The organism is Mesorhizobium sp. DxT (genome assembly GCF_058448885.1).
The window spans coordinates 285,195-308,830 of record NZ_JBZFLJ010000005.1; the positions used below are offsets into that span (position 1 = coordinate 285,195).

General features: G+C 63.4%; 22 protein-coding genes. 8 read left to right on the forward strand and 14 right to left on the reverse strand.

Going from position 1 to position 23,636, the window contains the following annotated elements:
• Positions 1–81: 81 nt before the first annotated feature.
• Entirely contained in the window at positions 82–3,006 is a 2,925-nt protein-coding gene (uvrA, locus tag ACVJNE_RS12225) for an excinuclease ABC subunit UvrA (RefSeq protein ID WP_499565889.1), read from the forward strand.
• A gap of 52 nt (positions 3,007–3,058) precedes the next feature.
• On the opposite strand, the gene ACVJNE_RS12230 is transcribed toward uvrA, so the two are convergent.
• From ACVJNE_RS12230 to ACVJNE_RS12240, 3 genes are all read right to left on the reverse strand, one after another.
• A complete protein-coding gene (locus tag ACVJNE_RS12230) occupies positions 3,059–5,221 on the reverse strand; it encodes a hypothetical protein (protein ID WP_499565891.1) in 2,163 nt (720 codons plus the stop codon).
• Positions 5,222–5,296: 75 nt separating this feature from the next.
• A complete protein-coding gene (locus tag ACVJNE_RS12235) occupies positions 5,297–5,686 on the reverse strand; it encodes a type II toxin-antitoxin system VapC family toxin (RefSeq protein WP_499565893.1) in 390 nt (129 codons plus the stop codon).
• A complete protein-coding gene (locus ACVJNE_RS12240) occupies positions 5,683–5,976 on the reverse strand; it encodes a type II toxin-antitoxin system Phd/YefM family antitoxin (protein ID WP_499565895.1) in 294 nt (97 codons plus the stop codon). The genes ACVJNE_RS12235 and ACVJNE_RS12240 overlap by 4 nt, the downstream gene beginning before the upstream one ends.
• A 394-nt stretch (positions 5,977–6,370) precedes the next feature.
• Between ACVJNE_RS12240 and ACVJNE_RS12245 the strand changes: the two genes are divergently transcribed.
• Entirely contained in the window at positions 6,371–7,321 is a 951-nt protein-coding gene (locus ACVJNE_RS12245) for a serine/threonine-protein kinase (protein ID WP_499565896.1), read from the forward strand.
• Positions 7,322–7,552: 231 nt separating this feature from the next.
• Positions 7,553–8,371 carry a DUF72 domain-containing protein gene (locus tag ACVJNE_RS12250; protein ID WP_499565898.1) on the forward strand — a complete coding sequence of 273 codons (819 nt, stop codon included), beginning with the start codon at positions 7,553–7,555 and terminating at the stop codon, positions 8,369–8,371.
• Here the strand turns inward: ACVJNE_RS12250 and ACVJNE_RS12255 are convergent.
• Positions 8,366–9,853 carry an NAD(P)H-hydrate dehydratase gene (locus ACVJNE_RS12255; RefSeq protein ID WP_499565900.1) on the reverse strand — a complete coding sequence of 496 codons (1,488 nt, stop codon included), beginning with the start codon at positions 9,851–9,853 and terminating at the stop codon, positions 8,366–8,368. The genes ACVJNE_RS12250 and ACVJNE_RS12255 overlap by 6 nt on opposite strands.
• Before the next feature lie 240 nt (positions 9,854–10,093).
• Here ACVJNE_RS12255 and ACVJNE_RS12260 point away from each other — a divergent pair, with 240 nt between their 5' ends.
• Both ACVJNE_RS12260 and glnA read left to right on the forward strand, forming a co-directional pair.
• Positions 10,094–10,432 (forward strand): P-II family nitrogen regulator, encoded by a 339-nt coding sequence (locus ACVJNE_RS12260; protein WP_499565902.1) that lies wholly within the window; start codon positions 10,094–10,096, stop codon positions 10,430–10,432.
• Positions 10,433–10,481: 49 nt separating this feature from the next.
• Entirely contained in the window at positions 10,482–11,891 is a 1,410-nt protein-coding gene (gene glnA / locus ACVJNE_RS12265; protein WP_173191047.1) for a type I glutamate--ammonia ligase, read from the forward strand.
• Between the two features lie 90 nt (positions 11,892–11,981).
• Here the strand turns inward: glnA and ACVJNE_RS12270 are convergent, their stop codons facing one another.
• Positions 11,982–12,653 (reverse strand): hypothetical protein, encoded by a 672-nt coding sequence (locus ACVJNE_RS12270; protein WP_499565904.1) that lies wholly within the window; start codon positions 12,651–12,653, stop codon positions 11,982–11,984.
• A 166-nt stretch (positions 12,654–12,819) separates the two neighbouring features.
• Between ACVJNE_RS12270 and ACVJNE_RS12275 the strand changes: the two genes are divergently transcribed.
• The 3 genes from ACVJNE_RS12275 to ACVJNE_RS12285 all read left to right on the forward strand — a co-directional run bounded on the left by ACVJNE_RS12275 (position 12,820) and on the right by ACVJNE_RS12285 (position 15,329).
• Positions 12,820–13,080 carry a DUF4212 domain-containing protein gene (locus tag ACVJNE_RS12275; protein WP_499565906.1) on the forward strand — a complete coding sequence of 87 codons (261 nt, stop codon included), beginning with the start codon at positions 12,820–12,822 and terminating at the stop codon, positions 13,078–13,080.
• Between the two features lie 9 nt (positions 13,081–13,089).
• Positions 13,090–14,907 carry a sodium:solute symporter family protein gene (locus ACVJNE_RS12280; RefSeq protein WP_499565908.1) on the forward strand — a complete coding sequence of 606 codons (1,818 nt, stop codon included), beginning with the start codon at positions 13,090–13,092 and terminating at the stop codon, positions 14,905–14,907.
• Between the two features lie 62 nt (positions 14,908–14,969).
• Positions 14,970–15,329, forward strand: a complete 360-nt coding sequence (locus ACVJNE_RS12285) for a YggT family protein (RefSeq protein ID WP_499565910.1) — start codon at positions 14,970–14,972, stop codon at positions 15,327–15,329.
• Between the two features lie 27 nt (positions 15,330–15,356).
• Here ACVJNE_RS12285 and ACVJNE_RS12290 read toward each other — a convergent pair whose 3' ends face one another.
• The 9 genes from ACVJNE_RS12290 to ACVJNE_RS12330 all read right to left on the reverse strand — a co-directional run bounded on the left by ACVJNE_RS12290 (position 15,357) and on the right by ACVJNE_RS12330 (position 23,599).
• Positions 15,357–16,148, reverse strand: coding sequence for an ATP12 family chaperone protein (locus ACVJNE_RS12290; RefSeq protein ID WP_499565912.1), 792 nt, complete (start codon positions 16,146–16,148; stop codon positions 15,357–15,359).
• Positions 16,149–16,176: 28 nt separating this feature from the next.
• On the reverse strand, positions 16,177–17,034 hold the full coding sequence (locus ACVJNE_RS12295) for a DMT family transporter (RefSeq protein WP_499565966.1): 858 nt from the start codon (positions 17,032–17,034) through the stop codon (positions 16,177–16,179).
• Between the two features lie 59 nt (positions 17,035–17,093).
• Positions 17,094–18,080, reverse strand: coding sequence for an RluA family pseudouridine synthase (locus ACVJNE_RS12300; protein ID WP_499565914.1), 987 nt, complete (start codon positions 18,078–18,080; stop codon positions 17,094–17,096).
• Between the two features lie 37 nt (positions 18,081–18,117).
• A complete protein-coding gene (crcB, locus tag ACVJNE_RS12305) occupies positions 18,118–18,495 on the reverse strand; it encodes a fluoride efflux transporter CrcB (protein ID WP_499565916.1) in 378 nt (125 codons plus the stop codon).
• A 14-nt stretch (positions 18,496–18,509) separates the two neighbouring features.
• Complete coding sequence (locus tag ACVJNE_RS12310) at positions 18,510–19,823, reverse strand: replication-associated recombination protein A (RefSeq protein ID WP_499565918.1); 1,314 nt, start codon at positions 19,821–19,823, stop codon at positions 18,510–18,512.
• A 6-nt stretch (positions 19,824–19,829) separates the two neighbouring features.
• The gene (locus tag ACVJNE_RS12315; RefSeq protein ID WP_368802869.1) at positions 19,830–21,305 is read right to left on the reverse strand and encodes a DegQ family serine endoprotease; all 1,476 of its coding nucleotides are present in this window, start codon (positions 21,303–21,305) and stop codon (positions 19,830–19,832) included.
• Positions 21,306–21,381: 76 nt separating this feature from the next.
• Positions 21,382–21,954 (reverse strand): ankyrin repeat domain-containing protein, encoded by a 573-nt coding sequence (locus ACVJNE_RS12320; RefSeq protein WP_499565920.1) that lies wholly within the window; start codon positions 21,952–21,954, stop codon positions 21,382–21,384.
• A gap of 167 nt (positions 21,955–22,121) precedes the next feature.
• Positions 22,122–22,553, reverse strand: coding sequence for a 50S ribosomal protein L17 (rplQ, locus tag ACVJNE_RS12325; protein WP_173191024.1), 432 nt, complete (start codon positions 22,551–22,553; stop codon positions 22,122–22,124).
• Between the two features lie 35 nt (positions 22,554–22,588).
• Positions 22,589–23,599, reverse strand: a complete 1,011-nt coding sequence (locus tag ACVJNE_RS12330) for a DNA-directed RNA polymerase subunit alpha (RefSeq protein ID WP_173191022.1) — start codon at positions 23,597–23,599, stop codon at positions 22,589–22,591.
• Between the last annotated feature and the right edge of the window lie 37 nt (positions 23,600–23,636).

A 23,636-nucleotide genomic window follows, 5' to 3' on the forward strand; every position in this document is an offset into this window, starting at 1 on the left:
CGGACGGCACCAACAACACCATATCCGGGGTCTGGCCGGCTACGATGCCGGCCGTTCTGATGTAAGGCGGCACACGGGACCATGGCGGACCAGAAATTCATCTCCATTCGCGGCGCGCGCGAGCACAATCTCAAGAATGTCGATCTCGACCTGCCGCGCGACCAGTTGATCGTCATGACCGGCCTGTCCGGCTCGGGCAAGTCGTCGCTCGCCTTCGACACCATCTACGCAGAGGGGCAGCGGCGCTATGTGGAGAGCCTGTCGGCCTATGCCCGGCAGTTCCTCGAGATGATGCAGAAGCCGGACGTCGACCAGATCGACGGCCTGTCGCCGGCCATCTCGATCGAGCAGAAGACGACGTCGAAGAACCCGCGCTCGACGGTCGGCACCGTCACCGAGATTTACGACTATATGCGCCTGCTCTTCGCGCGCGTCGGCGTGCCCTATTCGCCGGCGACCGGCCTGCCGATCGAGAGCCAGACGGTCAGCCAGATGGTCGACCGCGTGCTGGCGCTCGACGAGGGCACGCGCCTCTACATCACCGCGCCCATCGTGCGCGGCCGCAAGGGCGAATACCGCAAGGAACTGGCCGAGCTCCAGAAGAAGGGCTTCCAGCGCGTCAAGGTCGACGGCACCTTCTACGAGATCGGCGAGGTGCCGGCGCTCGACAAGAAGTACAAGCACGACATCGACGTGGTGGTGGACCGCGTGGTGGTGCGCTCCGACCTCGCCGCGCGGCTGGCCGACTCGCTCGAAACCGCGCTCAAGCTCGCCGAGGGCATTGCGGTCGCCGAGTTCGCCGACAAGCCGCTCGATGCCAGCCAGACCGGCCAGGACGCGGTCAACAAGTCCAAGAACGAGACCCACGAACGCATCCTGTTCTCGGAGAAATTCGCCTGCCCGGTCTCCGGCTTCACGATCCCCGAGATCGAGCCGCGGCTGTTCTCGTTCAACAACCCCTTCGGCGCCTGCCCCACCTGCGACGGGCTCGGCACCCAGCGCGCCATCGACCCGATGCTGGTGGTGCCGGAAGAGCACGTCTCGCTGCGCGAGGGCGCGGTGGCCCCGTGGGCGAAGTCGACCTCGCCCTACTACACGCAGACGCTCGAAGCGCTCGGCAAGGCGTACGGCTTCAAGATCGGCGACCGCTGGCGCGACCTGCCGGAGGACGCGAAGGACGCCATCCTGCGCGGCACCGGCGATCGCAAGATCGAGTTCGGCTACGACGACGGCCTGCGCTCCTACAAGACGACCAAGACCTTCGAGGGCGTCATCCCCAACCTCGAACGCCGCTGGAAGGAGACGGAATCGGCCTGGATGCGCGAGGAGATCGAGCGCTTCATGTCGTCCACCCCCTGCCCCGCCTGCAACGGCTACCGGCTGAAGCCCGAGGCGCTCGCCGTCAAGATCGGCGGCCTCCACATCGGCCAGGTCACCGAGATGTCGATCCGCAACGCCAATGGCTGGTTCGAGGACCTGCCGGCCGCGATGAACGACAAGCAGAACGAGATCGCCGTGCGCATCCTCAAGGAGATCCGCGAGCGGCTGCGTTTCCTCAACGATGTCGGGCTCGACTACCTGACCCTGTCGCGCAAGTCGGGCACGCTTTCGGGCGGCGAGAGCCAGCGCATCCGGCTCGCAAGCCAGATCGGCTCCGGCCTCACCGGCGTGCTTTATGTGCTGGACGAGCCCTCCATCGGCCTGCACCAGCGCGACAATGCCCGCCTGCTCGAGACGCTTAAGCACCTGCGTGATATCGGCAACACCGTCATCGTCGTCGAGCATGACGAGGATGCGGTGCTGACGGCCGACTATGTCGTCGACATCGGCCCCGCCGCCGGCATCCACGGCGGCAAGGTTGTCGCGCGCGGCACGCCGGCCGAGATCATGGCCAATACCAACTCGCTCACCGGCCAGTATCTGTCGGGCGAGATGGGCATCGCCGTGCCGGCCGAGCGCCGCCCGGGCAAGAAGGGCAAGCGCATCAAGGTCGTCGGCGCGCGCGGCAACAATTTGAAGGACGTCACCGCCGAAATCCCGCTGGGCACGTTCGCCTGCGTCACCGGCGTGTCGGGCGGCGGCAAGTCGACCTTCCTGATCGAGACGCTCTATAAGGCCGCCTCGCGCCGCATCATGGGCTCAAGAGAGCACCCGGCCGAGCACGACCGCATCGAGGGCCTCGAATTCCTCGACAAGGTGATCGACATCGACCAGTCGCCCATCGGCCGCACCCCGCGCTCGAACCCGGCCACCTATACCGGCGCCTTCACGCCGATCCGCGACTGGTTCGCCGGCCTTCCCGAAGCCAAGGCGCGCGGCTACCAGCCAGGCCGCTTCTCCTTCAACGTCAAGGGCGGGCGCTGCGAGGCCTGCCAGGGCGACGGCGTCATCAAGATCGAGATGCACTTCCTGCCCGACGTCTACGTCACCTGCGACGTCTGCCACGGCAAGCGCTACAACCGCGAGACGCTCGAAGTCCTGTTCAAGGGCAAGTCCATCGCCGACGTGCTCGACATGACGGTGGAGGAAGGCGTCGACTTCTTCGCCGCCGTGCCCGGCGTGCGCGACAAGCTGGAAACGCTCAAGAAGGTCGGCCTCGGCTACATCCATGTCGGCCAGCAGGCGACCACGCTCTCGGGCGGCGAAGCGCAGCGCATCAAGCTCGCCAAGGAGCTCTCGCGAAAAGCCACCGGCAAGACGCTCTACATCCTCGATGAGCCCACCACCGGCCTCCACTTCCACGACGTGGCAAAACTGCTCGAGGTCCTGCACGAGCTGGTCGAGCAGGGCAACACCGTCGTCGTCATCGAGCACAATCTCGAAGTCATCAAGACCGCCGACTGGATCCTGGACCTCGGCCCCGACGGCGGCGACGGCGGCGGCGAACTGGTCGCCAGCGGTACGCCGGAAGACATCGTGGCCGAGGAGCGGAGTTATACGGGGCAGTTCTTGAAGGAGCTGCTGGAGAGAAGGCCGGCGGGGAGGAAGCGCGAGGCGGCGGAGTAGTTGAAGGCGAACGGCCAATGAGGAGCACCATCACCAGTCGTTGTCAGCAATTCTACTTGGCTCCGCGGTTCAAGCCGAACAAGTCGTCGCCATCAGGCGAGGGATACTCCTGTCGGTCTGCAACGGCAAAAGCGGTCTTGTTCCAGCTAATGTCGAATTGGTCGAGCTTACTGGCCAGCTTTCTACGTTCTGCGGCGGAATGCAGCGCTTTGGTCGCCCGCGTTTCATCGGTAGCGATTCCGAACAACTTTCCGCCCGTAGCAGTAAGGTAGGCCAGAAGCCAGCCTCCAAGGAAAGAAGCTCCTCGAACCATTGGCGTTGTGTCCAACAGGAGCGGAACTGAGAGCGTTAAGCCCAAGGCCACACCAATACCCACTCTCACCCGCCTAAGCCGGCGAAGCCGCCCTTCGACATCAAAACAAAGGGCCTCAATTACATCACGGTCCTCACGGCGCTTGGCTTCCAACTTTGCGCTCAAAGACGCAGCATCTTCCGCTCTCTTCTTCTTTATCGCTTCGATTTTCTCGTTAGCCTTGTCTAACCGGTTCTTTCCTTCTGTTTTTGCCTTCTTGACAGCCTCCAATCCTTTCTGACGTTCTTCTTCTAGGTGCGGGTGTAACATTTCCTGCCACAAAAGCGGGAGGCTTTCCTCAGTCACGACATTGGATACGCCGAGCGTTTTGTCCATCAGAGCCTGAGCACTGCGATCCTGCGAAATCAGTAGGTCAAGTTGGCGGCTTTTGTCGTCATCACCCAGCGCGTCGGTGAGTCGCTTCACCGCCTCTACGACCCCCGGGCGGATGGCGAGTACATGTTCGCAGCTTGCTAGTAGCATTCGCCTCGGAACATTGAGATCACCCGCCCCCATACCAGTGCGGAGCCAGATGGCGGTGGCAAGTACTCGGCGGTGAACGACCGGGGGTACGGCTTCTTCCGGCAGCCCACCTACTTGCACAGACGCTCGGCGGACAACTTGGGCGAGAAGACCATTCCGAGTGAGAGCCACTGCATGCGACTTGAATATGTCCCGGTTAGTTCTGCCCCGTCGCTGCCTGACAACAAAAGCTGTAATATCAGCGTCGTGCTCCCGCGCGAGCGGGTTCTCCGCGTAGCTAAGCCTGCTGTAAAGGTCCTGCCAGTTTTCCTTGGTAAAGAACTGGTGCTCGGAAGGAGTCTGCTCTCGACTCCGATATGTAGCCCTTACACCCATTGCTTCCAACAGCACTGCAGGGTTCCGAGACACCTCGCCCACATACTCCCGCAACACCTCGCGCCTTAGTAGGGCCTGCGCAGTTGGTCCTGTGGGGCGGGGATTTTTTAGAACGGCCTTGAGACTATTCTTTATCTCGTCCAGGCTTTGCCCGAAAATTCGGACCGCGGCCCCAATCCTGATAAGTTCAGCTACAATCGGAGCAGTATTCTCGCGCGCCAATTTCCCGGAAACACCGAGAAGTTCCATCGCAACGGGCGCGTCCAAATAGACAATGAGATCGGAGCTTTCGACCGAGGTCACCGGCTTTACAAAATCTTGGACGACCTCGGTCAGAAGCCCGATGGCAGCTATCCGGGCAAGTATCTCAGCACTACCTTGGTTCTCTTCAATCGTATATTTGACAAAGCGCGCGCACAGGAACCTCTCTTCGTCGCGCAGGGAGGTGGTGTTGGGAATATCTACGATTTGCCGCAACTTGCCCGATGCATCGGGTTTGAACCCCGTTTTGAACTCGATGTTCTTCTCGCTGAAAGCTTCTACGTAAAGGAGCCATTCAACGAGGATATCCTCGAACTCCTCGACCTCTCGAGGAATCGCAGTGAGTGGTGAAAGCGCTTCGGAGAATTCCTTGAATTGGGTCGCGATGCGGCGCAGATCGGCCTCGACGGTCTGAGCAGAAGCACCCAGATCGCCGCTGCCATCCATCTGTATAGTATAGGTGGTATCAGTGGTCCCTGCGATATCAGCAACAATCCATCCATGACGCTCTAAGTAGGGAACAAAAGTCTCTACTAGATCGGCATTGAAATTCCATTTGTATGTATCGCGAATTTCTGCAGCGATAAAATTTGGGTCGAGTTTGCTGCCATTATGACGTCGTAAGATCGGATCAAAAAATGGGAGCAAACCCTCCAGCACGTTTCCGCTGTCGTTTCCGAGTGCAGACAATGCGCCGTAAATACGAACCGCTGATCGCGTAAGTTGTTTAACCATGACGCCCATTACACCGTTGCCCCGGCGGCAGATTAAGGGCCGAAATGATTCAAGGCTACCATCTATTGCAGTGGCATAGATAATCTAAGATTGCCACACCACCTCGGCCCCCAGCGCTTCGAGCTGCCGGTCCTTCGACACCACCCGCAATCCCTCTGCTGCCGCCTGCGCGGCGATAATCCGGTCGAACGGATCGCGGTGGACGGTCGCAAGCAGCCCTGCGCGGATGGCGTGGTGTGCCGAGACGTTCAGCGTCTTGAAATGTGCCTGCTCGATCAGGGCCTCGAAGTCGGCGACAAGCGGGCCGGCATCCGGCCAGAGCCCGAGGCGGTATTTCAGCGCCATCTCGTAGGCTGAAATGGCGCTGACGAAGATCTCCGCCTGGTAGTCTTCGATGAGTTCGCGCGCACGACGCGGCAGTCCTTCGCCCAGGTAGAACCACGCGAAAGTATGGGTATCGAGGAGGAGGCTCACCTGTCAGATTTGTCCGGGTCGAGCGAATGCTTGCCTTCCCATGCCTGCAACTCGTCCTCGGGCAGCGGTGCAAACCAGTCGCTTTCCTGCATCGTCGAGCGCAGACGGGCAAAGCGGCCGGGCGCCCGCTTACGCGCTTCGCGAATGCTGGCTGTGCCTGCCCCCTCCACCGGAACCAGCCTCACAGCCGGTTTGTTGCGTCGCGCGATGACGATCTCCTCGCCGGCCTCGGCGCGCGCGACAAGGTCGGAAAGCTGCGTCTTGGCGTCATGCATGTTGATCGTTGTCATGTGGTCAATATAGCTAGAAATCTAGCTAGATTCAACGGCGCCGTTCCTTTGTTCGTGGTGGAGAAAGATCGGCCGGGGGCGCTGCCCCTCACCCTTACCCTCTCCCCGCTCGCGAGGAGAGGGAGACACCAGCGCAGCGCTCACCCTCCATGGGTGCCATCGGTGAGGACATCTCTCCGCACACGAACAGAGCGGGAGCCCGGCGCCCAGCAAGGGCATGCGCCGACGTAGACGCCCCCCTCTCCCCGCGTGCGGGGAGAGGGTAAGGGTGAGGGGCAATTTCCTCGCCGCTGCGACTGCCAGGCTAACATCTGCTGACTGTCTTTCCCTCATCTATCCACCCCCTCCAATCCTTCCCCCACAATCCCGCCGCCCTGACCGGACGGAGGCGGCAATGGACTGGAATGCTGCAATCGAGCATCACCGCACGGCGCTGACGCGCATTCTGGCGATGCTTGTTGCCATGGCCGGACTGGGGAACGAGCAGACGGCAATCACCGGCCAGCAGCCGGAACCCGTACAGGCCCCCGATGGTCCGACCGATTGCCCATCGCCAATTGCCGACCGCCCCACCCTGCCCCGCCATCTCCACCGCGCCGTGCTGCGCCTGCTGCGTCCGGCCGAGGCGGCGGTGCGGCGGCTGGTGATCGTCGTCGCGCGCGGGCTGGTCCTGGAACCGGGTCATTCGACAGATGAGATTCCAGGGGCATATCGACCCCCACTCCGATTTGCTTCGCAAACCACCTCTCCCCCGCTCGACGGGGTGGAGGAAGAACGCCGGGCAGCGCAGCCTGGGTTTCCTCTCCCCCGTCGAGCGGGGGAGAGGTGCCGAGCAAAGCGAGGCGGAGTGGGGGTCGAAAACTCGCCCGCATCCCATTGCCGGCCTGCCCGGCAGCTCATCCTGCCGCTGTTCGATCCGCTGCCACGCTGGCGCGCGCGGCGGCCGGTGGCGGGCGGCGTGCCGCGCATTTCGGTGCCCGGCATCGCCGCGCCGTTTCCCGTTCCGGCCCCGCCCTCGCCGCGCGACCCGCTCGATGCGACGCGCCTTGCCCTGCGGCTCGCGGCACTCGCGCGCACGCTGGACGACCTGCCGGTTGCTGCCCGGCGCTTCGCGCTCTGGCAGGCCCGCATCGCCGCGCCCGCTCCGCCGCGCAACAGGGGCGATGCCGCAGGCAGGCAGGCGAAGGCTCCCACCCGCATGCGCCGCATCTGGCCGCTGCGCCCCGGCCGGCCGCACGGCCAGCGCGCCCCGCGCAGCCGCGCGCCCGCCCATCCGGTCCACACCGTCCTGGACGACGTCCACGGCCTCGCGCTGTGGGTGCTGGAGCCCGCCGACACCTCATGACCGCGCCGCAGTCTCCGGCTTACGCGGCAATCGTCAATGGCCAGGGCGGATTCGCGCAGCGTGGCGACGATCCCTGCTGGTCGAAAGCCATGGCGAGCCCCGAACGGGCCTTTCGCGCGACCGGTGCCCGCAGTCATGGCGACGGGCAAACCTGTCAGGAGCCCGCAGGGATCGGGTGGACAAAGCCGTCGGGCGGACGCATTTTCCCGGAGCAAACGAGGAAACGACACGATGCAATCCGGAAAAAGCGGCGCCGGCCAGGTTCGGGCGGGCATGGGCGGCTGGACGTTCGAGCCGTGGGAAGGCACCTTCTATCCCGACAAGCTCGCCAAGGCGAAGCAGCTTGCCTATGCCTCGCAGCAGGTCAGGACCATCGAGGTCAACGGCACCTATTATTCGACCTTCAAGCCGCCGACCTTCGCCAAATGGGCGAAGGAGTCCGACGACAATTGCATCTTCGCGCTCAAGGCGATCCGCTTCTCGACCAACCGCCGCGTGCTGGCGGAGGCCGGCGAGTCGGTGCAGCGTTTTCTGGAGTCGGGCGTCTCCGAGCTCGGCGACAAGCTCGGCCCGATCGTCTGGCAGTTCGCGCCGACGAAGAAATACGATCCCGACGATTTCGAGGGCTTTTTGAAGCTGCTGCCGGAGAAACAGGACGGCGTGAGGCTGCGCCATGCGCTCGAGGTGCGCAACGACAGCTTCGCCGTCCCCGAATTCGCAGCACTCGCCCGCAAATACGGCGCGGCCATCGTCTATGCGCACCACGAAAAATATCCCGAGATCGCCGACGTCACCGGCGACTTCGTCTATGCGCGGCTGCAGCGCGGCAGCGACGACAACGAGAATTGCTACACGGAGAAGCAACTGGACGGCTGGGCGAAGCGCGCAAAGGTCTGGGCCGAGGGCGGCCAGCCGGACGACCTGCCCTATGTCGACGCTGGCATCAAGGCTGAGAAGACGCCGCGCGACGTGTTCGTCTACTTCATCACCGAGGGCAAGGTGCGCGCGCCGTTTGGCGCGATGGCGTTGCAGAAAAGGGTGAATTCATAGGAGTTCGCGCAGCAGCGGCGGCACCAGGCCCGGCAGGTCCTCCGCGATGAGGCCGGGGCCGAAGCGGGTCGCGGCCTCGGCGTGCAGCCAGACAGCCGCGCACGCCGCCTCGAAGGCCGGCATCCTCTGAGCAGCCAGCCCGGCGATCAGGCCGGCGAGCACGTCGCCCGACCCCGCCGTCGCAAGCCACGGGCTGCCGTTGCAGTTGATCGCCGCCCGGCCGTCGGGCGCGGCGATCACCGTGTCGGGGCCCTTCAGCACCACCACCGCCCCCGCCCGCTCCGCCGCCGCGCGCGCCCTCTCGAGCTTGGACAGCGCGTCGTCGCCGGCGAGGTCGGGGAACAGCCGGCCGAACTCGCCTTCATGCGGCGTCAGCACCATCGCGGCCCTGGCCTCCTTCGCGACATCGAACAGACGTTCGGGCGCATCGCGGAAGGCGGTGATGCCGTCGGCGTCGAGCACCAGCGCCCCGCGCTCCATCCTCGCCAGCAGCGCCAGCACCCGCCCACGCACCGGCCGCTCCAGCCCGTAGCCGGGGCCGAGCACCAGCGCATCCGGCGCATGCCCGCCCATCACCGCTTCAAGGCCGTCACCATCGTCAACACGCTTCAGCATGACCGATGTCAGATGCGCCGCGTTGGCCGCCAGCGCGTTGCCCGGCGCCAGCACGGTCACCGCCCCTGCTCCCACCCGCGCAGCCGCGAGCGCTGCCAGCCGCGCCGCGCCCGTGGAGGCCGGCCCACCGGAGAACACCGCCGCATGGCCGCGCGAATATTTGTGCTGGGCGCGCGCCGGTTGGGGGAAGGCTTTGCGCCAGAGGGCGGGCGCGTTGGCGAATGTCTTCGGGACGATCTCGTCGAGCACCAAGGCCGGCATGCCGATATCGGCCACCACCGTCTCGCCACACGCCGAGCGGCCGGGCTCCAGCAGGTGACCGGGCTTGAGCCGGAAGAAGGTGACGGTCAGCGCAGCTTCAAACGAGCGCTCCCAAGTCTTGCCGCTCGCTCCGGCGACACCCGATGGCAGGTCGATGGCGACGACGGTCGCGCCAGCATCGCTGCAGCGTCGGGCAGCAGCCAGAGCTGGCCCATCGAGCGGCCGGGCAAGGCCGGCGCCGTACAGCGCATCAACCACCAGCGTGTCCACCGCCGGCTCAAACGCTTCCAGCGGCTCGGCCGCGACGGGACACTCCTTCGCCGCCAGCGCTGCGTCCGAGCCATCGCGCGGTTTGACCTGCGCGAAAACGCGGACGGCAACGCCCGCCTCACGCAGCAATCGCGCGACCACGTAGCCGTCGCCGCCATTGTTGCCGGGGCCGCACAGGACCGCGATGCGCGCAAAATCCGGAAAACGCCGCAGCACTTCCGCGGCAACGGCAGCACCCGCGTTGCGCATGAGTGCGTAGCCGTCGTGCGGGCCTGATGCGATGGTGAGCCTGTCGGCTTCTGCCATTTCCTGCGGCGTCAGAAGCTCAGGGGACATGCCCGTTTCATATGCAGATTGCATAATTTTTCATCAGCCCTCAGTATCGCCGCTGCACGTTGCGCGGGCGGCGACGGCACGGAATCGCGGGAGGAGCTCTCCAACCACCGAATTGCCCTGCGTCATCTCCCAATTTACGCTTTCGGCGATCCAGCAGCCGCATCTGGCATGGTTCATGCTTTCGTTAATGCCGAAGCGGCTCATATCACCCCGTCCTATCTTACCGGAGGCCATTATCGCATGAAAAAGATCGAGGCGATCATCAAACCCTTCAAGCTGGACGAGGTGAAGGAAGCCCTTCAGGAGGTCGGTCTCCAGGGCATAACCGTCACCGAGGCCAAGGGTTTCGGACGCCAGAAAGGCCATACCGAACTTTATCGCGGTGCAGAATATGTCGTTGACTTTCTGCCTAAGGTGAAGATCGAGGTTGTTCTCGCCGACGATCATGTCGAGCCCGCCATCGAGGCCATTCGCAAGGCCGCACAGACCGGTCGCATCGGCGACGGCAAGATTTTCGTATCCAGCGTCGAGGAGGTCGTGCGCATCCGCACCGGTGAAACCGGCGTCGACGCGATCTGACCGCCACGCCGCCACTCAATTTCGCAATGTCATCACAGGGAAATATGAAATGACGACAGCAAACGACATCATGAAGCAGATCAAGGACAACGACGTTAAGTTCGTCGACCTCCGCTTCACGGATCCGAAAGGCAAACTCCAGCACGTGACGATGGACGTCGTGGCAGTCGATGAAGACATGTTCGCCGATGGCGTCATGTTCGATGGCTCCTCGATCGCCGGCTGGAAGGCCATCAACGAATCCGACATGGTGCTGATGCCCGACACCGAGACGGCTCACATGGATCCGTTCTTCGCTCAGTCCACCATGGTTATCGTCTGCGACATTCTCGACCCGGTTTCCGGCGAAGCCTACAACCGCGACCCGCGCGGCACCGCCAAGAAAGCGGAAGCCTACATGAAGTCCGAAGGCATAGGCGACACCGTCTTTGTGGGTCCGGAAGCCGAGTTCTTCGTCTTCGACGACGTCAAGTACAAGGCTGACCCCTACAACACCGGGTTCAAGCTCGATTCCTCGGAACTGCCGTCCAACGACGACACCGATTACGAGACCGGCAACCTCGGCCACCGTCCGCGCGTCAAGGGCGGCTACTTCCCGGTCCCGCCGGTGGATTCCCTCCAGGACATGCGCTCCGAGATGCTGACGGTCCTCTCCGAGATGGGCGTCGTCGTCGAGAAGCATCACCATGAGGTGGCTGCAGCCCAGCACGAGCTCGGCATCAAGTTCGACACGCTGATCCGCAATGCCGACAAGATGCAGATCTACAAGTATGCCGTGCATCAGGTCGCCAACGCATACGGCAAGACCGCTACCTTCATGCCGAAGCCGATCTTCGGCGACAACGGTTCGGGCATGCATGTCCACCAGTCGATCTGGAAGGGCGGCAAGCCGACTTTTGCGGGCAACGAATATGCGGGTCTTTCGGAGTCGTGCCTGTTCTACATCGGCGGCATCATCAAGCACGCCAAGGCGCTGAACGCCTTCACCAACCCGTCGACCAACTCCTACAAGCGTCTGGTTCCGGGCTATGAGGCTCCGGTGCTGCTCGCCTATTCGGCGCGCAACCGTTCCGCATCGTGCCGCATCCCGTTCGGCTCCAACCCGAAGGCCAAGCGCGTCGAGGTTCGCTTCCCCGACCCGACGGCCAACCCTTACCTCGCCTTCGCGGCGATGCTGATGGCCGGCCTCGACGGCATCAAGAACAAGATCCATCCCGGTCAGGCCATGGACAAGGACCTCTACGACCTGCCGCCGAAGGAACTGAAGAAGATCCCGACCGTCTGCGGCAGCCTGCGCGAAGCGCTTCAGTCGCTCGACAAGGATCGCGGCTTCCTCAAGGCCGGTGGCGTCTTCGACGACGATCAGATCGATGCCTATATCGAACTGAAGATGGCTGAGGTGATGCGCTTCGAGATGACGCCGCACCCGGTCGAGTACGACATGTACTACTCGGTCTGATACGGACCCATGATACAAGAACCCCCGGCTCCGGCCGGGGGTTTTTCTTTCGATCTTTGATTGTCGGCGGCCAGCGGCTTTGGCGCAAACTCAGTTTCGGGGATGCAGGTTGCGCCAGTCGACCGCCGCGGCATCGGCATCGAGCCGCGCGCGAAAATCCCGGATCACCTCGTTCCATGCGAACCGGATGGAATTTTCCACGATCTCCCGGTCGCGCATCTTCAGCTCATCGGCGATGGGCGCCCATTTGATGAGCGCCTTCGGGCTTTCCGTAAATGCACGCCCGCCAACGGCTACATTCTCCCACAGCGTCGCCTCGATACGCTGGATAAACGCGCCGACCCAGCTTTCCGCATCATGGGCGTCCGTCATCTGGTCGGCATTGTCGGCCAGTCCGGCGCGATAGCAGGCCAGCGCCCATTCGCGACGGTCCGCACCCTCGATCCGTCCATTGGCGCTCACCTGGGCAACCGCGTAGATCGTCATATCGGACAGCGACGCGGCGAAGACATGCATCTTCGCGACGTTGATGGACTGCGCGAACAGCTCGTCATCGAACATCTTAGGGTAACGCGTGCCGATGCGCTCCTTGAGATAACCGTAGAGCTTCTTCTGCGTGATCAGCGCGGCGCGTGTCCGCGCGAAGTGATCGACCCGCGCGACCGTGGCAATCGGTGCGCGGTCGCGGCGGAAGGTGAGCTTGGAGGCCACATCGCGCAGCCAGCCAACCGCCTCGGAAATCTGCTTTGCAAAGTCGTTCATGAGAACCAGATGACCGATCCGGGCGCTCTTCTGAATGCTACCATAGCAGTATTTTCGCGTTTGATGACTGTCTGTAATCATCGTTCAGCGCCGATTCCATCCATGGAGACCCGGCGTGGAGGATTGCGGGCATCCTGCCCGCATACAATCGAGGGGAGGAATTTCCATGTCCAGCACAGACGCTGGCGCCAGGGAACGTCACTGGGAGAAGACCAGAAATCTCAATACGCTGGTCATGATTCTCTGGGTGATCTTCGCCATCATCATTCCCTGGATGGCCGGCCCATTGAACTCCATTACCTTCCTGGGCTTCCCGCTTGGCTACTACATGTGTGTCCAGGGTTCGCTCATCGCCTTCGTCGCCATCATCTGGATCCAGAACTTCCGTCAGGACCAGATCGACGACGAATTCGGCGTCGACGAATAGGAGGGCGCGATGGCAGTCGAACAAGCAAAAAGCGGGCGTTTCATAGACAATCTCGGAAAGGTCTATGCGCTCTACACGCTGGGTTTCCTGGCGTTCTTCGCGTTCATGGCGATCCTCGAACGCATGGGCATGGGTGCCCAGGCTATCGGCATCGGCTTTCTCATCTTCACCATCAGCATCTACGCCATCATCGGCTGGCTCTCGCGCACCGCGGAAGTCGACGCATATTATGTGGCGGGCCGCGAAGTGCCGGCGCTCTACAACGGCATGGCGACGGCGGCGGACTGGATGTCCGGCGCATCGTTCGTTGCGCTGGCGGGCGGCGTCTACTTCGGTGGCTACCCCTATCTCGGCTTCATCGTCGGTTGGACGGGCGGCTATGTGCTGGTGAACTCGCTGCTTGCGCCCTACTTGCGCAAATTCGGGTGCTACACCGTACCGGACTTCATCGGCACACGTTACGGCGGCAACACGGCGCGTCTGTGCGCTGTCGTCGTGCTGGTGGTGGCGTCCTTCACCTACGTGACGGCGCAGATCAACGCGACAGGTACGATCGCGGCCCAGACACTGGGCATTCCGTTCGAACTCGGCGTGTGGCTCGGTCTGGCAGGCATCTTCATCTGCTCGATGCTGGGTGGCATGCGCGGCGTGACGTGGACGCAGGTGGCACAGTACATCGTGCTCATCATCGCCTATCTCGTGCCGATCATCTGGATGTCCAACAAGCAGGGCTTCGGCATCATACCGCACTTCTCCTATGGTGACGCGGTGGGACGGATCGCCGAACTCGAGGCCATGTATGGCCTTGCGCCGGCGGCCGAAGCCATTCCCGGCGTATCGGTTCTGACGACGCCGCAGAACGCACCGACGGGACAGGGCTGGGCTATGGTCTCGCTCGCCATCTGCATGATGGCCGGCACGGCATCGCTGCCGCACATCCTGATGCGCTACTTCACGACGCCTTCCGTCCGTTCGGCTCGCCGTTCGGTCGGCTGGTCGCTCACCTTCATCTTCCTGCTCTATTTCTCGGCGCCGGCGCTTGCCACGCTGACGAAGCTGCAGCTCCTCGATCCGAACCTGGCGACGTCGATCATCGGCAAGTCGTTCGAGGATGTCGCCAATCTCGAGTGGATCAAGCACTGGAGTTCGGTGGGAATGCTGGCGGTGGCCGACCAGAACGGTGACGGCATATTGCAGCTCAACGAGTTCTTCATGCGGCCCGACATCGTCGTGCTCGCAACGCCGGAAATCGCGGGCCTGCCCTATGTGATCTCCGGTCTCGTGGCTGCGGGCGGTCTTGCCGCCGCCATGTCGACGGCGGACGGCCTGCTGCTCGCCATCGCCAACGCGCTGTCGCACGATCTCTACTACAAGATCATCGACCCGAAGGCGGATACCGCGCGGCGCCTCATCGTTGCCCGTATCCTGCTGATCTTCATCGGTGCTGCAGGTGCGGTCGTGGCATCGCTGAAGTTGACGGGCATTCTAGGCGCAGTGGCATGGGCGTTCGACTTCGCCTGTTCCGGCCTGTTCTTCCCGCTGGTGCTCGGCGTGTGGTGGAAACGCGCCAACACGGCAGGCGCGATCGCAGGCATGATCGGCGGTTTCGTTGCCGGCTCCTGGTATCTCTACATGGTCTATAACGGCCTGATGGAGCCCTGGTGGGGTATCGACCACATCCGCTTCGGCATTATCGGCATGCCGGTCAGCCTGGTTTGCATGGTCGTCGTGAGCCTGCTCACACCGGCGCCCAGCAAGGAAATACAGGATATGGTCGACGAAGTCCGTATCCCGAGCGGCAAGGCGATCCTTGCTTCCCATCACTGATTGGGACTAATGCAGACAGGGGGGCGGGCTCCGGCCCGCCCCTTTCTCGTGGGAGGCAATACGTGGAAGATCTGATTTTCGTCCACCCGCTCTGGGTGATCGTGCTCGACTATCTGCTCGGCCTGGTGATGTGGACGCTGATCGGTCGTGCGGCGATGAACATCTTCCTGCCCGAGGATTCCGACTTCTTCTTCATGCGCTTCTTCGTTCGAGCGACAAACCCGATCATCGCGGTATTCCGGCCGATCATCCCCGGCTTCCTCATCGAGCCGCTGGTGCCACTCTTCGTCGCCTGGTTCTTCTTTATGGTCCGCTTCTACCTGATGCCCTGGCTGCTCGGCTATTCCGTCATGGGCATGCTGTCGTTCCCGCTGGAAAGCAGCGTCGCGCAGGGGCTCTACGAGATCTTCGGCCAGTGGTGATCGTTATCTGACGGCCGAGGCGAACGATCAGACGTCGAGAGCGCGCAGGAGTGCCACAGCGGCGTCGAAGTCGCGCCGGCGCGCCTTGCGGCGCTCGGCTGCCTCCGCATCCTCGCCCCACTGGGCGATGTTCCAGTCCTCGTCCACGTGGGCCGCGGCCCAGGCGGCATCCGGTTCAAGCATGCGGGCCTCGACCGCAAGCGCCAGAAGTGCGGAGCCGGTGAGTGTCGTCATCAGATGGATCGAGGACAACCGGAACGGCTCCTCGCGCTGGCGCAGCCAGAGCCCGACGGCGGCAACCGATTCACGCGGCTGCTCGACATGCATGACGCCTTCGGCCAGGAAGAAGCGCGCACCGAGCGTGGCCTGCGCCCAGTCGAGTACCGGGTCCCAAAGCTCGGCCTGCCTTTCGACCAGCCGCTCCGGCGCATCCGCGCGGTAGCAGAGCAGGTCGGACGAGGAAAAACGCATCACGTCTTCCAGAACCGCCTGCATTTCGTTTGCCACGCCATCGATGGCCGTGTTTGCCAGCCGCAGGATCGGCATCGAGACGGGGTCGATGGTTTCGCCCTGGGCGGAAAACTCGCCGGCGACCAGCTCAGCAACGGCAGCGGTCGACAAGGCCAGAACCGCCTTGCCAGGGGTGCGGACCGGCTTGCCGTCGAGGCGCACCGCAAAGCCCTCGGACACTTCGGCCACCTCGGCCAGCTTGTAAAAACGTTTCGGCAGAGGCTGCCGCATCTGTATCTGGGCGCGGCGCACCGGGTCCGGATCGGACAGGTGATTGCCACCATCGAGATCGCCGAGCAGATCGCGCATCGTAAATCCTTTGAGTTTCAGGCCGGGTTCAGCCCGGCAGTGTGCGCCGTAGCGGCCGGTTGACGAGCAGCAGGCCGACCGCAATCAGGATCAGTGCCGCAAAGATGCGCATCGACAGCGGCTCGTTCAACACCAGACCCGCGCAAAGAACGCCAAAAGCAGGCGTCAGGAAGGCGAAGCTGGACAAACCGGACGCGGGATAACGCCGCATCAGCCAGAACCACAGCAGATAGGTGAAGGCCACGACATAGATAGCCTGAAACAGCAGCGCGCCGGTCGCCAGCGACGTGACCTCGCGCAGCAGCGGCCCCGCCAAAGGCACGAAGGGCACGAGGAAGACCGCCGAAACGACGAGCTGATAAAGCAGGGTCTTCTCGGCGCTCGCGACGGAAAGTTTCGAGCCCTTTATGACCAGCGTGGTTGCGGCCCACAGCACGCCGCCCGCCAAGCACATAAGATCGCCGCGAAACGCCTCGGGACCAGGCAGGCTGAGCTTGTCTGAAAACACCAGCGCGACCCCGCCGAAGGCCAGCGCCAGCCCCCAGAACTTCTGCATCGTGATGCGTTCGCCGAGCAGGAAATGGCCGCCGATCAGCACCCAGAAAGGCATGGTGTTGACCATCAGCGTGGCCCGGGCAGCACTCGTATAGTCGAGACCGAGGAAGATCAGCGCGAACTCGGCTCCAAAGAGCACCCCCACCGCGATGCCGGCCCAGAGCGTGCCGTCGCGCTCGAAGAGCGGAATGCGGCGATAGCGGCACCAAAGCCATACCAGCGCGCAGGCGATTGCCGAGCGCAGCAGTGCGGCGAATATCGGGTTGTAGCCCGTGTTGGCAAACTTCACCGCTACCTGGTTCAGGCCCCACGAGAAGGTGAGGCCGATCATCAGGGCAGCGGCGAAACTGTCGATCGCGGGTCTCGCAAACGTTGCGGCCGGCGCGTTGCTCACCCGTTTTCCCCGGCGCTCTGCTCGTCAAAGCCGAGAAGGTTCCAGCTCTGACGCATGTGCGGCGGGATCGGCGCGGTGACATCGATCATCCCGCCATTGGGGTGCGGTATCACGATGCGGCGGGCATGCAGGTGCAAGCGGTTCTGCAAACCGCCGGGGAATTCCCAGTTCTGGTCTGCCTCGAAATATTTCGGATCGCCGATGATCGGGCAGCCAATGTGCGCGGCGTGGACGCGAAGCTGGTGAGTGCGACCCGTGTAGGGCTCCATCTCAAGCCAGGACATGGTTTGTCCAGCCTGCTCCACCACGCGGTAGTAGGACACGGCGTGATCCGAATCCGGCTCGCCGTGGCGGGCAACGCGCATCCGGTCGCCGTCGAGCGTCTGCTCCTTGACCAGCCAGGTCGAAATCTTGTCCTCGCGCTTCTTCGGCACACCCTTGACGAGCGCCCAGTAGGTCTTCTTGGCGTCGCGGCCTCGGAAGGCTTCGGCCAGCTTCATCGCGGCGAGACGCGTGCGGGCAACGACCAGCACACCCGAGGTGTCGCGATCAAGACGGTGCACGAGACGCGGCTTCTCGCCCTTCTTGCTGCGGAAAGCTTCCAGCATGTCGTCGACATGACGATTGACGCCCGATCCGCCCTGCACGGCGAGGCCGGACGGCTTGTTAAAGACGAAGACGGCGGCGTCCTCATAGAGCATCATCTTCGACAGCACGGCTCCATCGTCCTGACCGCGCATCGTGCGCGCCGTCAGCGGCTCGCTGCCCTTGCGATCCACCCCGAGCGGCGGCACGCGGATCACCTGCCCCGGCTCGACGCGCGTATCGGCCTTGGCGCGGCCGCCGTCGACGCGCACCTGGCCGGAGCGCAGCAGCTTCTGCAAATGACCGAAGCCCAAGCCGGGGAAATGGGTCTTGAACCAGCGGTCGAGCCGCATGCCCGCTTCGCCGGCTTCAACCGTTATCTGCTCTACGCCTGCCATTCTTCGCCAATCTCTGTGTCGCGTGCGCCAGATAGCATCAGGCGAGGTTTCGCGCGACCCACAATCCGACAAACAGCGCGCCGATCGAGAGCAGCACGCTGGCGGCCACATAAGAAAACGCCTGAATGAGCGCGCCGCGCTCGTAAAGCACGGCAAAATCGAGCGAAAAGGCCGAAAACGTCGTGAACCCGCCGAACAATCCGGTCGCCACCAGCAACCTGAGTTCCGCCGAACTGCCTGTACGGCGCACCAGCCAGGCCATGAACAGCCCCATGGCCAGGCTGCCAACCACGTTGACGGTCAAGGTACCCCAGGGAAAACCGGATCCGAACAGGCGCAGCGTGGCAAGGTTGACGAGGTGGCGTAGCCCCGCCCCAACGGCGCCGCCTGCCGCAACGAGGACAAGATGGTACATATTGCCTTCCCCTTCTAGTCGCCCTGGTGCTCGCGGCGGAGCTTTTCCCACCAGTCAAGCCGCTTCCTGACCTCGCGCTCGAACCCTCTATCCGGGGGATCGTAGAATTTCTGGCGGCCCAGCGCCTCGGGAAAATAGTCCTGGCCGGAAAACGCATCCGGTTCGTCGTGGTCGTAGCGGTAGCCGGTGCCGTAGCCCTCCGACTTCATGAGCTTCGTGGGCGCATTGAGAATATGCTTGGGTGGCGCCAGCGAGCCATGCTCCTTGGCGGTGCGCATGGCCGACTTGAAAGCGGTGTAAAGCGCGTTCGATTTCGGCGCCGTCGCCAGATAGACACAGGCTTGCGCAAGCGCCAGTTCACCCTCCGGCGAGCCCAGATAATCGTAGGCATCCTTGGCCGCGTTGGCGATCACGAGCGCCTGCGGGTCGGCCATGCCGATGTCCTCTGAGGCCATGCGAACCATGCGACGGCCGAGATAGAGCGGGTCCTCGCCGGCGTCGAACATGCGCGCCAGATAGTAGAGCGCCGCATCGGGATCGGAGCCGCGCACGGCCTTGTGCAGGGCGGAGATCAGATTGTAGTGGCCGTCCTGGCTCTTGTCGTAGATCGGTGCGCGGCGCTGGACGATGCGTTGCAGCCCCTCGGCGTCGAAGACTTCGCCCTCACCTGCCGCACGCCAGGCCTCCTCTGCCAATGTCAGGGATGCACGGCCGTCGCCGTCGGCCATGCGGATGAGGACGGCGCGGGCTTCGTCGTCGAGCGGCAGCGGCCTGCCCTCCTCCGCCTCAGCACGTTCCAGCAGCGCGCCAATGCTCTCCGGCTCGAGCGACCGAAAGGTCAGCACGCGTGCGCGCGACAGAAGCGCGGCGTTCAGCTCGAAGGACGGGTTCTCGGTGGTCGCGCCGACCAGAATGACGGTGCCGTCTTCCATCACAGGCAGGAAACTATCCTGCTGGGCGCGGTTGAAGCGATGGATCTCGTCCACGAAGAGGAGAGTCTGGCGACCACCTGCCCGGCGCATGCGAGCCGTCTCGAACACCTTCTTCAAATCGGCCACGCCGGAGAAGATCGCCGAAATCTGCTCGAAGGCCAGACCAGTCTCCCCGGCCAGCAGGCGCGCGACCGTGGTCTTGCCTGTTCCGGGCGGTCCCCAGAAGATCATCGATCCGAGCGAGCCCGAACGGATCATGCGCGTCAATGCACCGTCAGTTCCCGTCAGATGCTCTTGTCCGACGACGAGCGCAAGCGTAGTCGGCCGCAGCCGATCGGCCAGCGGCCTGCCCGGCGGGTCGGCGCGCGGAATGTCGGGCTCAAAGAGGTCTGCCATTGCGTATCAGTATCGCAGGATCTGGTTGGTGACGCGGCCGTCTCGCTCGACGGTGAAACGCCACCAGCGCGAATTGCTCATTGCGACGTCACGCAGCTTCTCCGGCGTATCGATTTCCTCGCCATTGACCTCGCGCACGATGTCGCGCGGACGGAAACCGAACCTTGCGGCAGGCGAATTGCGATCAACTTCGACAATGGCCACACCCTTGCCGCGTGCCTGACCGCGGATGCCGAGCCTCTGGACGAGACGTGGCGAAAGCTCGGCCACCTTCGCGCCGGCAAACGGGCTGCGCCCGTCGATGATGATCTCAGCCGTCGATTGGCCTTCTGGCGCGCGGATCAGCTCGATTTCCACTTCCCGCTCGCTTCCCTGGCTGAGCACGTCGAGCGTTGCCACGCTGCCGATGGCCTGCGTTGCGAGCCTGTAGCCAAGCGCGTCGGGGTGCTCGATGGACGCACCATTCATTGCCAGAACCACGTCGCCGGGTTTGAGGCCGGCGTTTTCCGCCGGTCCGCCCTGTGCCACCGACTTGACCAAGGCTCCGGTCGGGCTGGCCATGCCAAGCGCCTCTGCCATCTGGGCCGTAACATTCTCGAAGGTGGCGCCGACAAACGGTCGCTCGAAATAGTCGAGGCCGTTTTTGGCTGCATCCACGACCGCACGGACGATGTTGGCAGGGATGGCGAAGCCGATACCGATCGAGCCGCCCGACTGACTGTAGATGGCGGTGTTGATGCCGATCACCTCGCCACGCATGTTGACCAGCGCGCCGCCGGAATTGCCGGGATTGATGGCCGCATCCGTCTGGATGAAGAAACCGAAATCGTTGACGCCGATGTGGGTGCGCGCGAGCGCCGAGACGATGCCGCTCGTCGTGGTCTGGCCAACCCCGAAGGGGTTGCCGATGGCCAGTACCAGATCGCCGACCTCCAGCGCGTCGGAATCGCCGAGCGGCGCGATCGGGAAAGGCTCCGGCGCATCGATCTTGAGAATTGCAAGATCCAGCGATTCATCCTTGAGCAGGATGCTGCTGGTGAATTCGCGCCCGTCGGACATCGCGACGCGCACCTCGTCCGCGTTGCTGATGACGTGGTTGTTGGTCACGACGTAGCCGGACGGATCGACCAGCACCCCCGACCCAAGCGAGGACTGGACGCGCGGCGGCATCTGCTGCCGCCCGAAAAACTGCTCGAAGAAGGGATCGCCTGCGAATGGCGAGCGCACAGAGACCTGCTGCGAGGCATAGACGTTGACGACTGCGGGCGCGGTCGCCTTGACGAGCGGGGCAAAAGAAAGCTGCATCTCCTGCTGGCCAAACGGCACCCGACGGGCGGGCACCTGCGTCTCGCCGCCGCGCAGAAGATCGCTCAACGCATCCGCCAGACCCTTGCCGCCGGCATCCTGCGCCAAGGCGGGAGCGCTCAAGACGCAGATGGCAATTGCGGCGAACACGGTGGACAGCGGTGAGGCTCGGTGCATGACGACTCCCTTCAGTGGCAGGCGCGCACATTGTGCGAATGATTGTGCAAATTGGAAGGCCGGGCCGCGCGTTGCGTCAACCAGCCGACGCGATCAGCTCTGCTATTTCCGTGTAGCCGCGACGTCTCGCATGCTCCAGAGCCGAAACGCCATCATTGTCAGGAATGTCGCGCGCGCCGGCGCGGACCAAGTCGCCGACGATCTCTTGGTAAACGGCACCGCCGTCGCCGAGTATCACCGCCTCCATGAGCGCAGTCCAGCCGAGACGGTTCACGTGGTCTATGTCGATGTCGGTAGCCAACAGGATGCGCACCGTTTCCGGATGCCCGTGATGAGCCGCCGGGATCAGCGCGGTGCCGCCGTAGCGGTTGGTGCTCGCCATATCCGCGCGGCCCGAGGCCAGAATCGCACGGAGAATTTTATTACGACCCTCGGCCCCGGCGTACAGGAATGGAGTATCGCGGATGTTGTCCCTGGCGTTGACGTCTGCGCCGGCAGCAATCAGCGCCAGCGCGATGTCGACATGGTCGAGCCTCGTGGCAATCAGGAGCGGCGTGCGACGCGCCGGGTCGCGTTGCTCCAGCTCTTCACCGGCGGCCAGCATCGCGTTCACGCGCGCGAGATCGCCCTGTTCCACGGCCCGCAGCATGGGTCTCTCTCCTCCAGCGAATCCAAGGCCCAGCATGGCGGCCAAGATGCCGACTGCAACAGCCATCACGCGCCAGCCTTTATGGCAGTGCATTACGCCAGACCTCCCCATAAACGAAAAAGGGGGCGCAAGGCCCCCTTCCCGTGAAATCAAGATCGGGGCCGGTCTTATGCGGCCTCGGCCTCGCCATTGGCTTCCTCAGCCTCGACGCGTGCGCGGTCGGCGGCGCCCTTGGCCGAGACGTCGCGGTCGACGAACTCGATCACGGCCATCGCGGCGTTGTCACCGTGACGGAAGCCCGCCTTCATGATGCGCAGGTAGCCGCCGTTGCGGGTGGCGTAGCGCGGCGCAATGGTGTCGAACAGACGCTTGGCAAGCACGTCCGAACCGATCGCCGAGATCACCTGACGACGTGCGTGCAGGTCGCCGCGCTTGCCGAGGGTGACGAGCTTCTCCACGATCGGGCGAAGCTCCTTGGCCTTGGGCAGCGTGGTGGTGATCTGCTCGTGTTCGATCAGCGAGGCGGCCATGTTCGAAAACAGCGCCTTGCGGTGGCTAACGGTACGGTTCAGCCGGCGGCCGGATTTTCCGTGGCGCATTGGCCCTCTCCTTCAGTTTGGTCCGAGGCCGAGCCTCAGTATTGATCTTCGTAGCGTTTTGCGAGGTCTTCGATGTTCTCCGGCGGCCAGTCCTGCACCTCCATTCCGAGGTGAAGGCCCATGGCGGCCAGAACTTCCTTGATCTCGTTGAGCGACTTGCGGCCGAAGTTCGGCGTGCGCAGCATCTCGGCTTCCGTCTTCTGGATCAGGTCGCCGATGTAAACGATGTTGTCGTTCTTCAGGCAGTTGGCCGAACGGACCGAAAGCTCCAGCTCGTCGACCTTCTTGAGCAGCGCCGGGTTGAAGGCGAGCTCGGTAACCTGCTCCGAAGCAACTTCCTTCTGCGGCTCGTCGAAGTTGACGAAGAGGCCGAGCTGGTCCTGCAGAATGCGCGCAGCGAACGCCACGGCGTCCTCACCGGTGACCGCACCGTTGGTCTCGATGGTCATCGTCAGCTTGTCATAGTCGAGAACCTGGCCCTCACGGGTGTTCTCGACCTTGTAGGAGACCTTCTTGACCGGCGAATAGAGGCTGTCGACCGGGATGAGCCCGATCGGCGCATCCTCGGCGCGGTTGCGATCGGCGGGCACGTAGCCCTTGCCGGTATCGACCGTGAACTCCATGCGGATTTCCGCGCCCTCGTCGAGCGTGCAGATCACGTGGTCCGGGTTCAGGATCTCGACATCGCCGACGGTCTGGATGTCGCCTGCCGTGACGACGCCAGGGCCCTGCTTGCGCACGACCATGCGCTTGGGGCCATCGCCTTCCATGCGGATGGCGATTTCCTTGATGTTGAGCACGATGTCGGTCACGTCCTCGCGCACGCCGGCGATCGAGGAGAATTCGTGCAGCACTCCGTCGATCTGCACCGCCGTCACGGCAGCGCCGCGCAGCGAGGACAGAAGCACGCGACGCAGCGCGTTGCCGAGCGTCAGGCCATAGCCACGCTCTAGCGGCTCTGCCACCAGAGTGGTGAGCGTCTTGCCCTTGGAGGAGAACTCGATCTTGTTGGGCTTGATCAGTTCCTGCCAGTTTTTCTGGATCATTCAGGTTTTCCTTCCGTTTCCCGCCACCATCCAATCG

What these genes read in the sequence shown, in the direction of transcription:
- uvrA (WP_499565889.1), top strand. Translation starts at nt 82, where the DNA reads ATGGCGGACCAGAAATTCATCTCCATTCGCGGCGCGCGCGAGCACAAT.
- ACVJNE_RS12230 (WP_499565891.1), bottom strand. Translation starts at nt 5,221, where the DNA reads ATGGGCGTCATGGTTAAACAACTTACGCGATCAGCGGTTCGTATTTAC.
- ACVJNE_RS12275 (WP_499565906.1), top strand. Translation starts at nt 12,820, where the DNA reads ATGTCCAGCACAGACGCTGGCGCCAGGGAACGTCACTGGGAGAAGACC.
- ACVJNE_RS12250 (WP_499565898.1), top strand. Translation starts at nt 7,553, where the DNA reads ATGCAATCCGGAAAAAGCGGCGCCGGCCAGGTTCGGGCGGGCATGGGC.
- ACVJNE_RS12270 (WP_499565904.1), bottom strand. Translation starts at nt 12,653, where the DNA reads ATGAACGACTTTGCAAAGCAGATTTCCGAGGCGGTTGGCTGGCTGCGC.
- ACVJNE_RS12280 (WP_499565908.1), top strand. Translation starts at nt 13,090, where the DNA reads ATGGCAGTCGAACAAGCAAAAAGCGGGCGTTTCATAGACAATCTCGGA.
- ACVJNE_RS12295 (WP_499565966.1), bottom strand. Translation starts at nt 17,034, where the DNA reads ATGATCGGCCTCACCTTCTCGTGGGGCCTGAACCAGGTAGCGGTGAAG.
- ACVJNE_RS12320 (WP_499565920.1), bottom strand. Translation starts at nt 21,954, where the DNA reads ATGCTGCGGGCCGTGGAACAGGGCGATCTCGCGCGCGTGAACGCGATG.
- rplQ (WP_173191024.1), bottom strand. Translation starts at nt 22,553, where the DNA reads ATGCGCCACGGAAAATCCGGCCGCCGGCTGAACCGTACCGTTAGCCAC.
- ACVJNE_RS12330 (WP_173191022.1), bottom strand. Translation starts at nt 23,599, where the DNA reads ATGATCCAGAAAAACTGGCAGGAACTGATCAAGCCCAACAAGATCGAG.
- glnA (WP_173191047.1), top strand. Translation starts at nt 10,482, where the DNA reads ATGACGACAGCAAACGACATCATGAAGCAGATCAAGGACAACGACGTT.
- crcB (WP_499565916.1), bottom strand. Translation starts at nt 18,495, where the DNA reads ATGTACCATCTTGTCCTCGTTGCGGCAGGCGGCGCCGTTGGGGCGGGG.
- ACVJNE_RS12240 (WP_499565895.1), bottom strand. Translation starts at nt 5,976, where the DNA reads ATGACAACGATCAACATGCATGACGCCAAGACGCAGCTTTCCGACCTT.
- ACVJNE_RS12255 (WP_499565900.1), bottom strand. Translation starts at nt 9,853, where the DNA reads ATGTCCCCTGAGCTTCTGACGCCGCAGGAAATGGCAGAAGCCGACAGG.
- ACVJNE_RS12290 (WP_499565912.1), bottom strand. Translation starts at nt 16,148, where the DNA reads ATGCGCGATCTGCTCGGCGATCTCGATGGTGGCAATCACCTGTCCGAT.
- ACVJNE_RS12315 (WP_368802869.1), bottom strand. Translation starts at nt 21,305, where the DNA reads ATGCACCGAGCCTCACCGCTGTCCACCGTGTTCGCCGCAATTGCCATC.
- ACVJNE_RS12310 (WP_499565918.1), bottom strand. Translation starts at nt 19,823, where the DNA reads ATGGCAGACCTCTTTGAGCCCGACATTCCGCGCGCCGACCCGCCGGGC.
- ACVJNE_RS12260 (WP_499565902.1), top strand. Translation starts at nt 10,094, where the DNA reads ATGAAAAAGATCGAGGCGATCATCAAACCCTTCAAGCTGGACGAGGTG.
- ACVJNE_RS12245 (WP_499565896.1), top strand. Translation starts at nt 6,371, where the DNA reads ATGGACTGGAATGCTGCAATCGAGCATCACCGCACGGCGCTGACGCGC.
- ACVJNE_RS12300 (WP_499565914.1), bottom strand. Translation starts at nt 18,080, where the DNA reads ATGGCAGGCGTAGAGCAGATAACGGTTGAAGCCGGCGAAGCGGGCATG.